This is a genomic window from Streptomyces sp. NPDC029292 (assembly GCF_055569295.1).
On the sequence record NZ_JBVHXR010000010.1, the window covers coordinates 250,878 to 266,544 of the forward strand.

The following is a 15,667-nucleotide window of genomic DNA, read 5'->3' on the forward strand; positions in this document are numbered from 1 at the left end:
TCTCAACTTCTACGGTCGATCATACCGCTAGTTTGTTTAACATTCAAGAAGGGGCTCGTACAGTGGAGTACATGAACACGGCATCCGCTGAACAGCCGCGCTGGCTCACTCACGAGGAGCAGCGCACCTGGCGTGCGTACATGCACGCCGCCACACTCCTCGAGGACCATCTCGACCGCCAGCTGCAGCGCGACGCGGGCATGCCGCACGTCTACTACGGCCTGCTCGTGCAGCTCGCCGAGGCGCCGCGCCGGCGGCTGCGGATGACCGAGCTGGCCATGAACGCGAAGATCACCCGCTCCCGGCTGTCCCACGCGATCGCGCGCCTGGAGAAGAACGGCTGGGTGCGCCGCGAGGACTGCCCCTCCGACAAACGGGGCCAGTTCGCGGTGCTCACCGACGCGGGCTACGAGACGCTGAGCAAGGCCGCGCCGGGCCACGTGGCCGCCGTACGCCAGGCCCTCTTCGACCGGCTCACGCCCGAACAGCAGAAGGCCCTCGGCGAGGCCATGCAGATCGTCGCCGAGGGGCTCCAGCCGAAGGAAGCGGGCGCGGATCTGCCCTGGCTCCGCTGAGCTCGGAACCAGGGCAGATCCTGGGATTCGTACGGACGAGGCGTCCCCACCCCTCGTCCGTACGCGAAGTCCCGTTCGCGAAGTACCCATACGCGAAGTACCCATACGCGAAGTACCCGTTCGCTACGTACTCGCTCGCCAAGCACCCGTACGCGAAGTACCGGAGTGCGAGCGGTACGGGCCGTCAGTGGGCGACCACCGGCACCTTCACCTCGTCCTCGACGCCCTCACTCTGGCCGGAGGCCGAAGTCATGTCCGGGCGACCGGCGTTGATGAAGGTCAGGGCGATCGCCGCGGCGACCACGAGGATGCCGACGGCGAACCAGATCGCATTGGCGTAGCCGTGCACCATGCCCTCCAGCTGGACGAGCTGCTGCTGCGGCTTGGAGGAGGCACCGGCGATGTGGTCCTTGATGTACGAGGTGGTCGCCGAGGCCGCGATCGTGTTCAGCAGGGCCGTACCGATCGCGCCGCCCACCTGCTGCGAGGTGTTGACCATCGCGGAGGCGACACCGGCGTCACGCGGCTCGATGCCGTGCGTGGCCAGGGACATCGCGGGCATGAACGCCGTACCCATGCCGAGACCGAGCAGCAGCATCGCCGGCAGCACCACGGAGGCGTACGACGAACCGATCTCCAGCTGGGCCAGCAGCAGCATGCCGAGCGCGGCGACCAGGAAGCCGGGGCCCATCAGCAGCCGCGGCGCGACCCGGGTCATCAGCCGGGCGCCGATCTGAGTGGAGCCCGTGATCATGCCCGCGATCATCGGCAGGAAGGCGAAGCCGGTCGAGATCGGCGAGTAGCCCTTCACGATCTGCAGGTAGTAGGTCAGGAAGAGGAACGTGCCGAACATCGCGATGATCGCGAGGCCGAGGGAGAGGTAGACGCCACCACGGTTGCGCTCGGTGATGACGCGCAGCGGCAGGAGCGGGGCCTTGACCTTGGACTCGACGAACACGAAGGCGGCGAGCAGCAGCGCGGACGCGACGAACAGGCCGACCGTCACGGAGTCGCCCCAGCCGTTGGACTCGGCGCGCGTGAAGCCGTAGACGAGGGAGACCAGGCCGACGGTGGAGAGGATGACGCCCGGGATGTCGAGCGGCGAGCGGTTGCGGCCGCCCTCGGGCTCACGGATGACGAAGTACGCGCCCGCGGCCGCGATGATCGCGAACGGGATGTTGACGAAGAACGTCCAGCGCCAGTCCATGTACTCGGTGAGGACACCGCCGAGGATGAAGCCGACGGCGCCGCCGCCACCGGCGATCGCGCCGTAGATGCCGAACGCCTTGGCGCGCTCCTTGGCGTCCGTGAACATCACGGCGAGCAGCGAGAGCGCGGCGGGCGCGAGCAGCGCGCCGAACACACCCTGCAGAGCGCGGGCGCCGAACATCATCGCCCCGCTCTGCGCCGCGCCACCGAGCGCGGAGGCCGCGGCGAAGCCGACCAGACCGACGACGAAGGCGCGCTTGCGGCCCCACAGGTCGGCTATGCGGCCGCCGAAGAGCAGCAGACCACCGAAGGCGAGGGCGTAGGCCGTGACGACCCACTGCCGGTTGCCGTCCGAAATCCCCAGGTCCTGCTGGGCGGAGGGCAGTGCGATATTCACGATGGTCGCGTCGAGGACGACCATCAGCTGGGCGAGCGCGATGAAGACGAGCGCTTTCCAGCGGTTGGAATGTGCGTCGGACGTTGCTGCTGACGCCCTCGACGCTGTCGACGTTCGTGTTTCAGACATGGGGATACCCACTCCGGGACTTCGTAACGGAAAAATCAGTGAAAAGGGACGGCTCGTCGCCGGTGACGGCCGGAAGCGTTGTGCGAGTTCTGACTGGCGCTGTGCGCTGGATTAATCGGTCGGGCGGTCACTCATGTCGGCCCGGCGGTCGCTCATGTCGGCCGGGCGGTCGGTCACGCTCGTCGCAGGTCCTCCACGGTCGCGGCCACTCCGGGCAGTTCGGAGCGGGCCGGAGCCCGCATACCGTCCAGGAACAGCTGCAGATGACGGTGTACGAAGCGGTCGATGCCCTGGCACGCGGTGCCCGGCAGCGGCCTGGTGAGCTGGCTGACGGCGATCATCAGATCGCCGAACTCGACGTCGGGGCGCAGCTGCCCGGCCTCGCGGGCGCGGGCCATCAGCGTCTCGATGAGTTCCGTGATCCGGTCGCGCGCGGCGACGAGATCCGGGTGGTTCTGGTCGAAGCTCTCGGAGAGCATCGGGCACAGGGCGCCGATCCGCTCGTCGGCGGCGAAGTGCACGAAGCCGCTCAGCGCCTCGAAGGCGTCTCCGCCCCGGGCGATTGCCTCCTCGACCCACTCCGACGTGCGGTCCATGACCGAGCAGACGACCTCCCGCGCCAGGGAGTCGCGGTCGGGGAAGTTTCGGTACACCGTGGCGTTGCCGACACCGGCCCGGCGGGCGATCTCGTCGAACGGCACGTCGGGGCCGAACTCGACGAACATCTCGCGGGCGGCGGCGACGATCCGCTCCCGGTTGCGCAGGGCATCGGCGCGCGGCCGGGGCACTCGGCGCTGCTCGGGGGTAGCGGTCTCCACGGCGTACTCCTTTGGTGACACGGATGGGTGTCGCAGACCCGTTGACACCCGTTGACACGGTCTGGTGACACTCACTGCGATCCGGGGATTCGTTCCCCGTTTCGCTCGGACGTATGGCTAAACGGGGAAACGATCCCCGGTTATTTCCCGCCCCCCTTGTGACCTGCATCACATCCTCTCGGAGGATCTCCGGGCGGGAACCCCACGATCGGGCTCCTCCAGCGCGCGCCCGCCTCGCCGTCGACACAGGGTGATCGCAAGGGTGCAGTCGGAGACCGGCGGCTGCCGTGGCGCGAAGGGCCCCCGCATGCAGCCGACCAGCCGTCGGATACGCCCGCGCCGCGTGGCCGCGCTCGCCACGGTGACCGTATTGACGCTGGCGGTCAGCACCTCCGCCGGCACCGGGCATCTCACGGCGGGCTCCACGACGGCGGGCTCCATCGCACTGACCCACTCCACCGCGCTCGGTCCCTGCATGATCAACGGCCCGACGGGCGTGCAGATGGGGGAAGGCATCCCGACCGCGTCCGGGTACGCCCGTTCCACCGGCACTGTCCGGGCCCTCACACTGATGGTCGACTTCTCCGACGCGCCCGGCAAGGGCAGCGCGCTCGACCGATACGGCGAGTTCTTCCCGCAGACCCAGAAGTGGTTTCGCACCGGCTCGTACGGCCGCCTCGACTACCGCCCCTCGGCCCCCATCCAGCACTGGCTGCGGATGCCCAAGCCGTTCAAGGCGTACGGCATAGAGCGCGGCGCACCCTTCGACCCCGGCTACCGCGACCTGGTCCAGGACATCGTGGCCGCGGCCGATCCCACGGTGGACTTCCGCTCGTACGACATCCTGAACGTGCTGATCACCCCGAACGCGGGCCCCTCCGCCCTGGACACCGTGCTGTCCGTGACCTTCGCGGGGAACTCCGAGGCGCCGGTCGCGGATGGCGTCCCGGTCTCCAACGCGTCCTTCGTCTACAGCCGCCAGGACGACGGCTCCGGCTCCTACACCGACACCGGTTACCGGGTGCTCCCGCACGAGAACGGCCACACCTTCGGCCTGCCCGACCTCTACACCCAGGACGGCGGAGGCGCGGTCGGACACTGGGACATCATGAGCGAGGACTGGGGGGCCGACAACGATCTGCTCGGCTGGCACAAGTGGAAGCTCGGCTGGCTCGACGACACGCAGGTCAGCTGTGCGGCGGCGACCGGCACCGCGGAGTACACGCTCACCCCGCTGGCCCGGCCCGGCGGCGCCAAGCTGGTCTTCGTGCCGACCAGCTCCAAGACCGGATACGCCCTCGAACTGCGCACCCGTGAGGGCAACGACTCCGCGGTCTGCCGCCCCGGCATCCTCATCTACAAGGTCGACGCGGACGTCGACACCGGGAACGGCCCCATCACCGTGTACGACTCCCAACGCGACAGCGGCGGCTGCACCCGCTCCCCCAACGTCCACGCGGAACTCTCCGACGCGCCCTTCACGCCCGGCGAGACCTTCAAGGATCCCAAGACCGGGGTCACGGTCCGGATCGCCGCGGCGGATCTCGCGGGGAACTACCGGGTGTTCGTGACGCGGCGCTGACGTCCGGGTATGCCCGGGCAAGCACTACGGTGTCTCTTCTGAGATCCGCAACGGAGAGCCAGCCCATGCCATCGAACGTCGTGCCGGCCCCCGAGCCCGGGAACGGGAACGAGACCGGGAACGAGACCGGGAACGGTCCTGCGAGCGGGAGCGGTACCGGACGCGGAAGCGGGAGCGGTACCGGACGCGGAAGCGGGAGCGGAAGCGGGAGCGGGACGGGGACCGTGGTGCCCGCCGAGGCCGTCACCCCCCTCATCCGTGGTATCGCCGTGCTGCGGCGGCTGACCGAGGCCGACGGGGTGTCCAGCCTCAGCGGCCTGGAGCGGGCCACCGGGCTCGCGCGGTCCACCGTCGACCGGATCACGGCGACCCTGGCACGCATGGGGTACGTACGCCTCGACGGCCGGGACGCCGTACTCGCGCCCCGCCTGATGGAACTCGGCAACGCCTACCTCGCCGCCCTGCGCCTCCCCCGCCTCCTGGACGCACACGCCGACGCGCTCGCCGACGAACTCGACGAGTCGGTGTCCCTGGCCGTCGGCGACCGGGACGGGATCCGCTTCATCCACCAGGCGACACGGCGCCGCGCGATGTCCCTGAGCTTCCGGATCGGCGACCTGCTGCCCGCCGAACGCACCGCTCCGGGGCCGCTGTTCGCCACCGAGTGGGGCGAGGAGGAGTGGGCGCGGTGGCGCGAGCGGCGGGCGACGGATCCGGAGGACCGGGGGTTTCCCGCCGTACCGGCGCGGAGCCGGCCACTCGAGACGGACGAGGAGTCGCGAGGCGGCGCGGGCCCCGTGGCCCGTCCCACCCAACTCCCCACGCTCGGCGATGACTTCGAGCTGCGGACCGCGGAAGTCCGCGATGCCGGGTGGGCGCTGGACGACCAGCTGATCGAGCCGGGGCTCGTCGCCATCGCCCTGCCCGTGCGGGAGGCGGGGCGGATCGCCTGTGTGGCGAGCGTGGTCAGTCACACCAGTCGGCACACCGCGGCCGACCTGCGGGAGTCGCTGCTGCCGCGGCTGCGGACGGCCGTGGCGGCGATGGAGCGGGAACTGCGGGAGGCGCCGCCCGCCGAACCGGGCACTTCCTCCGCTCCCTCCGAACCGGGCGCTCCCTCCCCACTAGGTGCTCCCTCCGCGCCAGGCACTTCCTCCCGACCGGTCTCCCCCTCCGGCCTGGCCGCCTGGACCGGCGCCTCCAAGCAGGAGCTCGGCCGGGAGTTCATCGAGTCGCTGGCCCGCGGCCTCACCGTGATCACCGCCTTCGGCGAGGGCCGCGCCGAACTGACCCTCACCGAGGTCGCCCAGGCCACCGGGCTCGCCCGCGCGACCGCCCGCCGCGCCCTGATCACCCTGGAACACCTCGGATACGTCACCGCCCACGGCCGCGTCTTCCGGCTCACCCCCCGCGTCCTGGGCCTCGGCTTCCCGCCGCTCTCGCGGACCTCGCTCGCCGAGATCGCCGCCCCGCACCTCACCGAACTCTCGCAGCGGCTGCACGACTCGGTGTCGCTGGCGGTCCTGACCGGCGACGAGATCCAGTACACGGGCCGCGTCGCCACCAGTCGCATCATGAGCGTCAACATCACCGTCGGCACCCGGCTGCCCGCGTACGCGAGTTCGCTGGGCCGCGTGATACTGGCGGACCTGCCGGAGCCCCCGCTCCCCGAGCTGCTCCCACTGACCCCGCACACCGTCACGGACCCGGAGCAGCTGAGGGCCGAACTGGACCGCGTACGGAACAGTGGATACGCCCTGGTCGACGAGGAGTTGGAGGAGGGGCTACGGTCCATCGCCGTCCCGGTGCGCGGGCGCGGCGGGCGGGTCGTGGCCGCGGTGAACGTCGCCATGCACAGCAGCCGCCGTACGCCCGAGGAGTGCGTCCGCGACGTCCTTCCCGAACTCCACGCCACGGCCGGCCGGATCGAGGCGGACCTGCGCGTCGCGGGCCGCTTCAGACGCGTACCGCTCAGCTGACTGCCTCCAGCGGAGCGACCGTCAGACCGTCAGCCCCTTAAGCCCTTAGCTCCCAGGCGGGAGCCGGCTCGGGATCCTCCCCCAACTCCCCCATGGCCGCCCGGAACGCGAGCGCCTCCTCGGGCAGCGTCATGGTGTGAGTGAGCCCGAGCGGCACGAGCGGCCGCTGCTTGAGCGCCTCGTCCCAGACGAGCCCGGTCAGCACCTCCACGATCCGCCCGAGGACGTTGCACCCAAGGGCTGCTGTACGACACCGCGGTGCCGGTCGGGCAGTCGAGCCCCACCTCCTTGGCCGCCTCGACGTAACGGGCGACGCAGTCGTCGCCCCGGCCGGATTCGTAGGTGAAGTCGCAGGTGAGTCCGCTGGTGTGGGAGAGGAGCTGGCGCGCGGTGATCGTCTTCGTCGCCTCGGGGTCGGCGACGGCGAAGTCGGGAAGCACGTCCTTGACGGGCGCGTCGAGGTCGAGCTTCCCTTCGTCTCGTCGACGAGCTGCATCACGAGGGTCGCGGTGTACACCTTGGCGAGCGACCCGAGCTGAAAGACGGAGTCGGCGGTCGCCTCGACCCCGGTCCCCCGGTGCAGCACACCACTGGCCAGCTCATGAACCCTGCCGTCCACGAGAACGGCAAGCGCGGCACCGGGCACATGGTGAACCTCACGCAGCCGATCGAGCCGGGCCTGCCAGTGCCCAAGCCCCTTCCCGAACCCCTGAGCGACCCTGACCCGCCCTGACCTGGCCTGACCTGACCTGCGAAAACAGGAACCTTCCCAGCCAGGAGCCCACATCCGCTACGCTAGTCGCCGGGTCTCACGAGATCCGCACGCCTTCGTAGCTCAGGGGATAGAGCACCGCTCTCCTAAAGCGGGTGTCGCAGGTTCGAATCCTGCCGGGGGCACAACGCATTACCGCTCTGACCTGGGGTTTCTTCCTCAGGGAGGGCTTCTACTCGGCCTCGGACGTCTCGTCCGGGGCCGTTTGCGTGAGCGGTGCGTGAGCGGACGGAGAGTTGATCTCCGAAATTCCTCCCAACGGATCAGCATCATCCGGCGCGGCCTCCGGGCCGGGATGCTCCGCGTCGTCGGGCTTGGCCTCCGCTTCGGGGGCGCTGTTTTCGGAGGTGGCGCGGGCGCGCGGGACGAGCCGGGCTGCGGCCTCGGCGATCGCCAGGTCCGCTTCGGGGAGCAGGCTCGTGTACGTGTCGGCCGTGATGGTGATCGAGGAGTGGCCGAGCATCTCCTGGATGTCCTTCAGGTCGGCCCCGGCCGCGTGGGCGAGGGTCGCGGCACCGTGGCGGAGGTCGTGGAGCCGGACCGGCGGGAGGTCGATCTCGCGCCGATAGACACCGTCAGAACCGCAAGGGTTGCGTTCCTCTGGGCCCGGAGGAACGTGCGAGGCTTACCCGGATCACGCTGTCGCTGGCGCGCAGAGCTGCTGTCAGTTCTCGTCGCGGTCCGTCCGGGAGGATCCCTGCGCCGAGGGCGCAGGCGCGCACCAGCGCGCGACATTCCTGCACTTGCCGGTCCGTGGCGATCTCGGTGAACAGAGGGTGAGCCAAGTTCTCGCGGGCTGCGTAGCCGTCCTCGGCGTCCGTCGTCCTGCGGTGGAGGTCCTCGACGATGCGGTGCGCGGCGAGCGCCTCGGCGGACCCGATCGCGTCGAGGACTGTAAGTCCGAGCCGGGTGTCGAAGACGGTCATCCCGGGTTCGGTTTTCCGTCCGGAGTAGGCCGTCACCAGGTCGGCCAGGTGGCCGTCGATCGGCTGCCCGGCGTCGCGGCGGCATAGAACGGTCAGGCATGCCGTGACGGCTTGCTCCCAGGCATCGCCGGGCATCGTGTCGGCAATGAGGTCAGTGGCCCCTGCGGTGTCACCCGCAACCAGGGCGGCGAGTACGGCGACCTGCCGACCGTCGAGCATCCGCTTTCCGATGCCATGGTGGGCTTCGATGTGCGCCAGCGCCTCGGCCCATCGCCCCTCGGTGGTGAGGGTGCGCGTGCCGTCTGCAAGGAGGACGCGCCACAGCCACGCACGAACCTCCTGGCGGTCTTCGCCGGTCACGGTGAGGTCCGCAGGTACGGTGACGCCCTCGAACCGGGCGGCTGTACCCGCCTCGACAGCCTCGTACAGGTCGAGCAGTCGCTGACGCCCCTCATCTGCGCGGCCGGCGCGGATCTGGAGGCGGGCCAGGTTGACGACCGGTTCCAGTCCTCGGATCGCGCTCATGCTGGGCAGGGGGCAGGCGTGGAGGTAGGCGGCGGCGTGCTGGTGGCACATCTCGCGGGCGAGGTCGGGGAGGTCGAGGTCGGAGGCGATGAGCGCGGCCTGGTTGTAGACGGCCGATGCGAGCCCCTGGTCGGCCTTCTTCACTGCGGTCTCGGCCAGGTCGACGAGTGCGCGCACGCGCTCTGGTAGGGGTAGGCAGGCGGGGCGGAAGCGGGCGACGAGTGGGAAGCGCTGGGCTATGGGTCCGTGCGGGTCCATGGATCCCCCGGGGCGAGAGTGAGGACTGCTGGGGCGACGGTGCCCGCCAGCCGTGTGCCGACGGGCACCGTCCGCTACGCCTGGGGCGTCACTGCCAGTCGACGACGATGCGGTTCAGCGGGGTGTCGAGGGCGAAGAGACCGGGACGCTGCTCAAGGGCGGGGGCGTCGAGGGGCTGGATCTCAAACGTGGCCTCACGGCCTCGGTACTCCCTGTCCCAGGTACGGATGGTGTCGGCGACCTTCGCGGTCAGCTCGTCGCTGCCGGGGCCGTGGCCGATGACGCCGAACTCCCAGAGCTTGTCGCCCTCGGGGGTCTTCTCGTTCGACAGGCGCCGGGCGAGGTAGGTGACGGCCCCCTTGTCGACGACCGCGGTCGACGAGGGATAGGGGTCCTCGGTGAGCAGAGTGCCCTTGGCGCTCTGAGGGAACAGCATCCGGATCAGGCCGGAGGGCAGGGAGCAGGTGACGAACAGTTCCATCCACTCCGGCGACTCCATGGCGCGGATCCTCATGCCGGTCCACTCCTCGGTGCGCGGCTGGTCAAGTACACCTGCGAGGGCATCGGCGTCGATGCTGAGCCCGGCGGGAGCCTGGAGTCGTACGGCGCCGTCCGTACTGAGCGGGATCACTCGGCGGTCGTCGTCAGCGATGCCCCGCCGAAGCGGCATGAAGGTGTTCATCTCGCTGCCGAGGGACACCCACCGGCCGTCACGCTGCTCGTAGGCGATGGACCGAGACACCGTGCCCTTGAGGCGCTGGGGGACGAGGAGCCGGCCGCCGGGGGCGAGCTGCTGCAGCCAGGCGTGCGGCACGCCATGCGCGCCCACAGTGGCGATGATCCGGTCGTACGGCGCTGCTTCGGCGTAGCCGAGTGCCCCGTCGCGGGGCACCGCCTCGACGTTGGTGGTTCCGGCGGCGGCGAGGTGCGTGCGGGCACCCTCCACGAGGTCGTCGTCGACGTCGAGGGTGGTCACGTATCCGCTCGCGCCGACCAGGTGGGCGAGCAGACCGGCGTTGTAGCCAGTGCCGGCGCCGAGTTCGAGGATGCGCTCGCCGGGCCGGGCTTCAAGCTGGTCCAGCATGAGGGCGACGACGCCCGGCTGGGAGGCACAGGAGATGGACGTGCCGTCGGTGTCGTACTTGATGTGCACCGGTGCGTTGGCATAGGCGTCTTCGAGCGACGCCTCGGGCACGAACACATGGCGGGGCACAGTCCGCAACGCGGTCTCGACGGCGGGCGTGCGGGCGTGTCCGTCCGCACGGAGCTGGTCGACCAAGGCGTTGCGGAGGCGCTCGGCGTCCGCCGTGGCGGTGGTGATCGTGTCGGTGTTCACCACACTGACGCTATCGATGCCGGCCGTTGCCTCGGTGGGCGACTCGGTGTGGTCACTCGTTCCCATGACTACCTCTCGTGCGATGCGGGACAGGGCGCTCTGGTCGTCCCGGAGGAGACCAGCGCGGTTGGCGTGGAAGATCACGTGTTGGGCGATGACGGCTCGCAGGCCGCGGGTGATAGCGCCCTGGCCTGCGAGGTCAGCGAGCGTGGCTCCGGCCCGTTCGAAGGCGGTCACCCATTCCTCGTGCGCGTGGAGTGGGCCACCCCGGCGGCAGAGGCTGTGGGCGTCGGCGGTCATGAGCTTCCGCATGGCCGGAGCCAGTTCGGCGGCTCGTTCGGGTGGTGGTGGATTGGTAGCCGGTCGAAGAACTGCGACCTTCGCCCATACGTCGCCCTGTTCGAACCAGTCGAGTCCAGCGCCGCGCATCATGGCGCTCGCCAGCAGGACGGCGGTCTCCCGGCGTCCCAAGTGCATCGGGCTCGGCTGGTAGGTGAGCAGGTGGCGGGAGTCGCTGTGGAACAGTTCGTGGGCTGCGTCCATAGCCTCGGGTCCGCCGAATGCGTCGGTCTCGGGCTCGTAGACGCAGGGCAGGCACGACACGGCCACGCCGTCGCCGATGAGATCGCTCAGAAGCGACTCAATGGCTGGTGAGGGCTTGTCCGCGAGGTAACGCAACGGCCAGGGCCGCTTGTTCATGAACCACCAGCCGGTGAGCTGCCCGTCAGCCTCGGCCTCGATCAGGGCGGGGCCGAGGCGTTCGGCGATCGTGCGCCGGGCAATCGCGCGGTCGACGAAGGTGATGTTGTGCTGCTGCCAGCGGTCGGGAGGCATAGAGGTCCTTCGGTCGGTGGATCAAGCGATGAGGAGGCATGCGTCCCAGGCGGACCGGGGTGGTGCCGCGGTGCTGGGCGCCAGGAGGGCCAGGGCTATGCCGGCGGCGCCGTCGAGGAGGCCGGGGTCACCTTCCTCGTCCTGAATGAGCGCCGTGGCCATGAGTTCGGGGTCAGTGCCCGGTGGGATGACCGCAGCCAGGAGGGCCGGGAACGCGGCTCGGAGTCTCCCCGCGGTCGAGGGGTGGGCGTCGTCTGCCGTACGCGCGGCAGCGTGGGCGAGGCCGGCGAACCCGTGGCAGAGGCCGTTGTCCGTCGTGGCCTTCAGCTGCTCGGGATCGGTGAGGGCGGCCACGAGCGCGTTCTCCGCGTCGATCTGCCGGCTGGCATCTCCGAGGGCCAGCGCGGCAAGTTGCTGGGCGCGGGCGAGGCCGGCGGTGCCGTAGCACCAGGACGGCCGCCTGGGGACTGACGGGGCGAGACGCCCCCTGCGCAGCTCACCCTGAGTGACCCAGTACGGCCAGACCGGTCCGCCGCCGGCCTTCTCCTTCCAACGGTCCAGCCAGGCCAAGAAGGTGCGCAGTGCTGCATGGTGCCCATCGGTGACGGAGCCGTTCCGAGCGGCCAGGGCCAGGAGCGCGAGCACGCCGCCGATGCCGTGCGCCATACCGGTGTTGGCGTGCCCACCGCGGAATCGGTCGTCCGGGCTGCCCGAGGGCCCGGTCTCCGCCCACCAGCCTGGCAGGGTCTCGCCATGGTGGGTGATCGGTTCGGTGAGGCGCACGCAGTAGTCGAGAACGGCGCGCATCGTGGAGCTGCCCGGGTTTCGGCGCAGCAGATAGGCGCCGTATCCGGTGAGGCCCCGGATGGCGTCGAACTCGGCGAGCTGCGGCAGGCGTCCGGCGTCGATGCGGCGGTGTGCGGCGTCGAGACGGCGTCCGGCGTCGACTGCGATCTGTCCCTCCATCACGTCGAGGGCGCGCTGGTAGGAGTCGGGAAGGTGGTCGGCCGCACAGGTCAGGGCGTGGGCGAAGGCGGGCACTCCGTAGAACGGGTGGCTGTCCGGGCCGCTGGTGAGCGGCTGCCGGGAGGCGGCTGCTAGCCAGTCGTGGGCGCGGTGCCACGGGCCGAGGCCGTTGGCGGCCAGCTCGATGTGCAGGAGCGCAATTCCGGGAGGGCCGTAAGCAAGGTGCTGCCGGTCCGAGGACAGCATCCTGGAGACGAGGGGCACGGTGTCGGGGTCGGCGAGCTGGGCGGCGATGGCGTCGACCAGGCCGAGCGCGGGGTGGGCAGTCACGAGGACCTCCCCCTGGTGCGAGCGGTCCAGGCCAGGGCGGCGGCACGCGCCAGATAGAGGCACACCTCTTCCTCCGGGAAGTTCACGGCGACGTGGCGCACGAAGTGGACGTGCAGCAGGGAGGTCAAGACGTCGTCGACGGCGATGCCCTGGGTGTCCGGGCCGGGCAGGTGCGGCCGGTACGTGGCGAGCGCCGTATCCCGGTCAGCCCATCCCGACACGATGGCGTCCCCGCCCAGGACACGGCGCAGCGCCGTCCAGTCGTCCCTCGGGTCGGCGAGCCGTACGGCGTCGGTGAACTGCGGGCGCGGAACCGGTTTGGGGGCTGTCGGCGGGATGTGGTCGATCAGCCACTGCATTCCGGCCTCGGTGGTGCCGAGGAACGCGGAGGTGATGGCGACGGTGTGGGCCGCCACCAGCGTGCGCTGGCTGGGGCGCTGTGGCTGCGCGAGCTGGGCCAGGATGGCGCGCGAGTCTGCCCGGAACACCTCTTCGGCCGCCTCCCATGCGGTGCCGGAGCCCCAGCGGCCCATCTCGCGGTAGGAGGTGGGATAGCGCAGGTCGGCCAGCAGGCCGATGCTTCGTAGCTCGTCGGCCCAGGCGCTCACCGTTCGGGCCGTGTCGGCGAAGGCTTCCGGGTCGGGGAGGGCGATGCGTACGCGGAGGTGTTGATCCGGGTCGCGGAAGCGGATGAACCACCATGGCGGGTTGCCGAGTTGTTCGAGGAGGTCGGGCAAGTGCCTGGAGAGCAGGACATCTTGGCGGCGGGGGTCGCCGTACAGGGCGGTTAGAAGAACTGAAGAAGCGGCGGGTGTCTGCAGTTGGGCCGCAGACAGGGCACGGGCCCGGCTGGGGGCTGGCAGTGGCGGCCATGCCGACGGCCTGGTTGCTTTGAGGGGCACTACGACCTCGTGGGCTCGCCCGCCGCACCAGCCGTACGCTTCCGGTTCCGGGGCCTCGACCAGCGAGGCCAGGCGCGTGCGGTCGAGGTGTTGGCGCAGGAGCGTCCGGTAGCCGGCCTCGTTGAGGTCGAGGAAGAGATGTCGGTCGTCCTCAACGAGATGGACGCGGCGCGGCAGCCTCCGCTGGGCACGCCAGTCGCTGAGCGCGGCGTCCCACTCGGCCCGAGGGCAGGCATGGCCGGGCAGTTCGGACGCTTCCAGTCGCCAGCGCGCCGGGGCCAGCACGGTCCGGCCGTACCGCAGGCGTGGAAGGAACGGCATCGCCGCGGCGGCGCCCCAGTCGAAGACGGTGACCTGCGCGCACTGGGCGCGGGACAGTTCGTTGAGGAACCGCACCAGCGGCGGGGTGTGGGTGTGGAGGTTCAGGGCGTGCATCCCGATGGCCTCGACGCGGTGTCCGCGCTCGGGGGCGGCGAGGTACATGCGGCGGCCGTCGCACCCCACCGCCAAGTCCTCCGGGGTGAGGACGGTGTCCTGCGGGGCACGGTGTTCCTGAAGGCTGATCACGGTGGGTAGAACCTGTGGGGAGCGGGTGACGTGGGCGCTCTCGGAGAGCAGGGGCGGGAAAGAGAGCTGCGCGGGCACGGTGTTGCCGTCCGCGGCCGGGAGGTCGGCGAGCTCGGCGGCCAGGGCCTCGCGGTCGGCGGGGGTCAGCACGCTGAGGAATCGGCCCGTGGAGACGCCGGCACCACGGGACACGCTCACGGCCTCCAGCTGGAACCGCCCGCGCTGCAACTCTTCCAGGCTGGCCGCGTGCACCCGCACCCCGATCTCCAAGTGCGGCGGCAACCGAGGCTCGTCGGGGCCCACGTCCAGGGCCTCAATCTGTTCGTCCGTGAGGATCACTTCGTCACGGCCGTCGAGCGCGGCGGCCTGAGCCAGTCGTACGAGGGCGTCATCCCGGGCGGAGACGCGGGGCCTGCGTGCGCTGGCCGGAGCGCCTGGGTAGCCGTCGGGATAGCCGGTGCCGCTGTCCGCGACGACCTCCGCGAGCGGCACCATCGTGCCGATGCCGTACCGCTCGTAGAACCGCTGGTGGTACTCGTTCCAGGCGGCGGTGCCGTACGGGCTGATGCTCAAGCGGGTCAAGATGAGAGCGGCGCGCTCGATCTCTTGGGCGACCGCTTCCGGCAGAACGATCTGCGCGTCCAGGCGGAGGTCGAGCGCGACGGGGTGGCGATGCAGGCCGGGGACGAGGTCTCGCATCCGCGCCGCGACGCTGTCCCGGCCGCCGTGCGTGGCGCACTCCTCCAGGCCCGCCCGGACCGCATGGAGTTCGCGCACCGTCTCCGCGACCGGGGCGAGGCTTCCGGCGTCGATCGCGTCGAGTTGGCCCATCAGATACCCGAGGGCGTCAGTCTCCGTGCTCGGAGCGTGCAAGCTCGTGATCAGCACCCGCCGCCGGATCAGTTCCCTCAGCAGGTGTCGCGCCTTCTCGGGACCGGCCTCGGGGAACTCCGCCTGGAGCTTGTCCACGAGGGTGCCGAACCGGATCGGCAGTCGGGTCGCGGCAAGGGCCGCGCGCACCGGTCCGGTCAGCGCCAGAGACGCCTCGACCGCACGAGTCCGGTCTTCCTGGACGTCGGGCTGGAACGGCACGATGAGCTGGTCTCCCCGGTACGTCACGGTGTTGTTGATGACGACGGGCAGCCGTTCGAGGAGGTCCGGGCAGGACTCCAGCCGTGCGACCAGGTCCGCCAGCCACTCTGCCCCCGCGCGGCCCACGGCCACGTGGTCCTCGCCCCAGTCGGCCCGCGCCTGCGGGCCGAACTCCGCGGTGGCCACGCCGGCGAACAGGCCGAAAGGCGTAGCCCGGTGCAGGGCCCGCAGCAGGTAGCGGACCACAGACAGCGCCGCGCGCTGCACGTCCCGGAGGGCGGGATGCTCAGCCGTGCACAGGGCCACTACCTGCGCGGCCAGGACCGGGCTGGAGTGCTGGAGTGCCTCGGCGACGTCCTTGTTCGCCCAGACCGCGCGTAGCCACGCCACACGGGCAGACGAACCACTGGGCGAGCGGTCATCGAGGTCAGGGCATGGAGGAAACGGCAGCGAGGGCCGGGCCACGGCGC

Annotated in this window: 10 protein-coding genes, 1 tRNA gene and 1 pseudogene; 4 read left to right on the forward strand and 8 right to left on the reverse strand. The window is 70.5% G+C overall.

The genetic code is table 11. From position 1 onward, the window contains the following. Positions 1-71: 71 nt before the first annotated feature. Positions 72-575, forward strand: a complete 504-nt coding sequence (locus ACZ4WS_RS23200) for a MarR family winged helix-turn-helix transcriptional regulator (RefSeq protein ID WP_467983120.1) — start codon at positions 72-74, stop codon at positions 573-575. 184 nt (positions 576-759) lie between these two features. Here ACZ4WS_RS23200 and ACZ4WS_RS23205 read toward each other — a convergent pair whose 3' ends face one another. Together ACZ4WS_RS23205 and ACZ4WS_RS23210 are read right to left on the reverse strand one after the other, a co-directional pair. Further along, entirely contained in the window at positions 760-2,310 is a 1,551-nt protein-coding gene (locus ACZ4WS_RS23205) for an MFS transporter (RefSeq protein ID WP_467983121.1), read from the reverse strand. Positions 2,311-2,483: 173 nt separating this feature from the next. After that, the gene (locus ACZ4WS_RS23210) at positions 2,484-3,128 is read right to left on the reverse strand and encodes a TetR/AcrR family transcriptional regulator (protein WP_467983122.1); all 645 of its coding nucleotides are present in this window, start codon (positions 3,126-3,128) and stop codon (positions 2,484-2,486) included. Positions 3,129-3,435: 307 nt separating this feature from the next. Here ACZ4WS_RS23210 and ACZ4WS_RS23215 point away from each other — a divergent pair, with 307 nt between their 5' ends. Both ACZ4WS_RS23215 and ACZ4WS_RS23220 read left to right on the forward strand, forming a co-directional pair. Continuing rightward, complete coding sequence (locus ACZ4WS_RS23215) at positions 3,436-4,710, forward strand: M6 family metalloprotease domain-containing protein (RefSeq protein WP_467983123.1); 1,275 nt, start codon at positions 3,436-3,438, stop codon at positions 4,708-4,710. 224 nt (positions 4,711-4,934) lie between these two features. Continuing rightward, the gene (locus ACZ4WS_RS23220) at positions 4,935-6,689 is read left to right on the forward strand and encodes an IclR family transcriptional regulator domain-containing protein (RefSeq protein WP_467983124.1); all 1,755 of its coding nucleotides are present in this window, start codon (positions 4,935-4,937) and stop codon (positions 6,687-6,689) included. Positions 6,690-6,735: 46 nt separating this feature from the next. Here the strand turns inward: ACZ4WS_RS23220 and ACZ4WS_RS23225 are convergent. Further along, a pseudogene (locus ACZ4WS_RS23225) lies at positions 6,736-7,476 on the reverse strand (serine hydrolase domain-containing protein); the annotation flags it as partial. Positions 7,477-7,513: 37 nt separating this feature from the next. On the opposite strand from ACZ4WS_RS23225, the gene ACZ4WS_RS23230 reads away from it, so the two are divergent. Next, positions 7,514-7,586 (forward strand) — tRNA-Arg (locus ACZ4WS_RS23230). A gap of 47 nt (positions 7,587-7,633) precedes the next feature. On the opposite strand, the gene ACZ4WS_RS23235 is transcribed toward ACZ4WS_RS23230, so the two are convergent. The 5 genes from ACZ4WS_RS23235 to ACZ4WS_RS23255 form a co-directional block, all read right to left on the reverse strand. Continuing rightward, positions 7,634-8,017 carry a tyrosine-type recombinase/integrase gene (locus ACZ4WS_RS23235; protein WP_467983190.1) on the reverse strand — a complete coding sequence of 128 codons (384 nt, stop codon included), beginning with the start codon at positions 8,015-8,017 and terminating at the stop codon, positions 7,634-7,636. Between the two features lie 19 nt (positions 8,018-8,036). Beyond that, positions 8,037-9,170, reverse strand: coding sequence for a hypothetical protein (locus ACZ4WS_RS23240; protein ID WP_467983125.1), 1,134 nt, complete (start codon positions 9,168-9,170; stop codon positions 8,037-8,039). Positions 9,171-9,258: 88 nt separating this feature from the next. Then, positions 9,259-11,340, reverse strand: coding sequence for a methyltransferase, FxLD system (fxlM, locus tag ACZ4WS_RS23245; RefSeq protein WP_467983126.1), 2,082 nt, complete (start codon positions 11,338-11,340; stop codon positions 9,259-9,261). Positions 11,341-11,361: 21 nt separating this feature from the next. Next, positions 11,362-12,636 (reverse strand): lanthionine synthetase C family protein, encoded by a 1,275-nt coding sequence (locus ACZ4WS_RS23250; protein ID WP_467983127.1) that lies wholly within the window; start codon positions 12,634-12,636, stop codon positions 11,362-11,364. Next, positions 12,633-15,587 (reverse strand): lantibiotic dehydratase, encoded by a 2,955-nt coding sequence (locus ACZ4WS_RS23255; RefSeq protein WP_467983128.1) that lies wholly within the window; start codon positions 15,585-15,587, stop codon positions 12,633-12,635. Before ACZ4WS_RS23255 ends, ACZ4WS_RS23250 begins: the two co-directional genes overlap by 4 nt. Positions 15,588-15,667 lie beyond the last annotated feature (80 nt).

Excerpts from the sequence above, each read along its gene's own strand:
- ACZ4WS_RS23205 (WP_467983121.1), bottom strand. The coding sequence starts at position 2,310 with ATGTCTGAAACACGAACGTCGACAGCGTCGAGGGCGTCAGCAGCAACG.
- ACZ4WS_RS23240 (WP_467983125.1), bottom strand. The coding sequence starts at position 9,170 with ATGGACCCGCACGGACCCATAGCCCAGCGCTTCCCACTCGTCGCCCGC.
- ACZ4WS_RS23215 (WP_467983123.1), top strand. The coding sequence starts at position 3,436 with ATGCAGCCGACCAGCCGTCGGATACGCCCGCGCCGCGTGGCCGCGCTC.
- ACZ4WS_RS23200 (WP_467983120.1), top strand. The coding sequence starts at position 72 with ATGAACACGGCATCCGCTGAACAGCCGCGCTGGCTCACTCACGAGGAG.
- fxlM (WP_467983126.1), bottom strand. The coding sequence starts at position 11,340 with ATGCCTCCCGACCGCTGGCAGCAGCACAACATCACCTTCGTCGACCGC.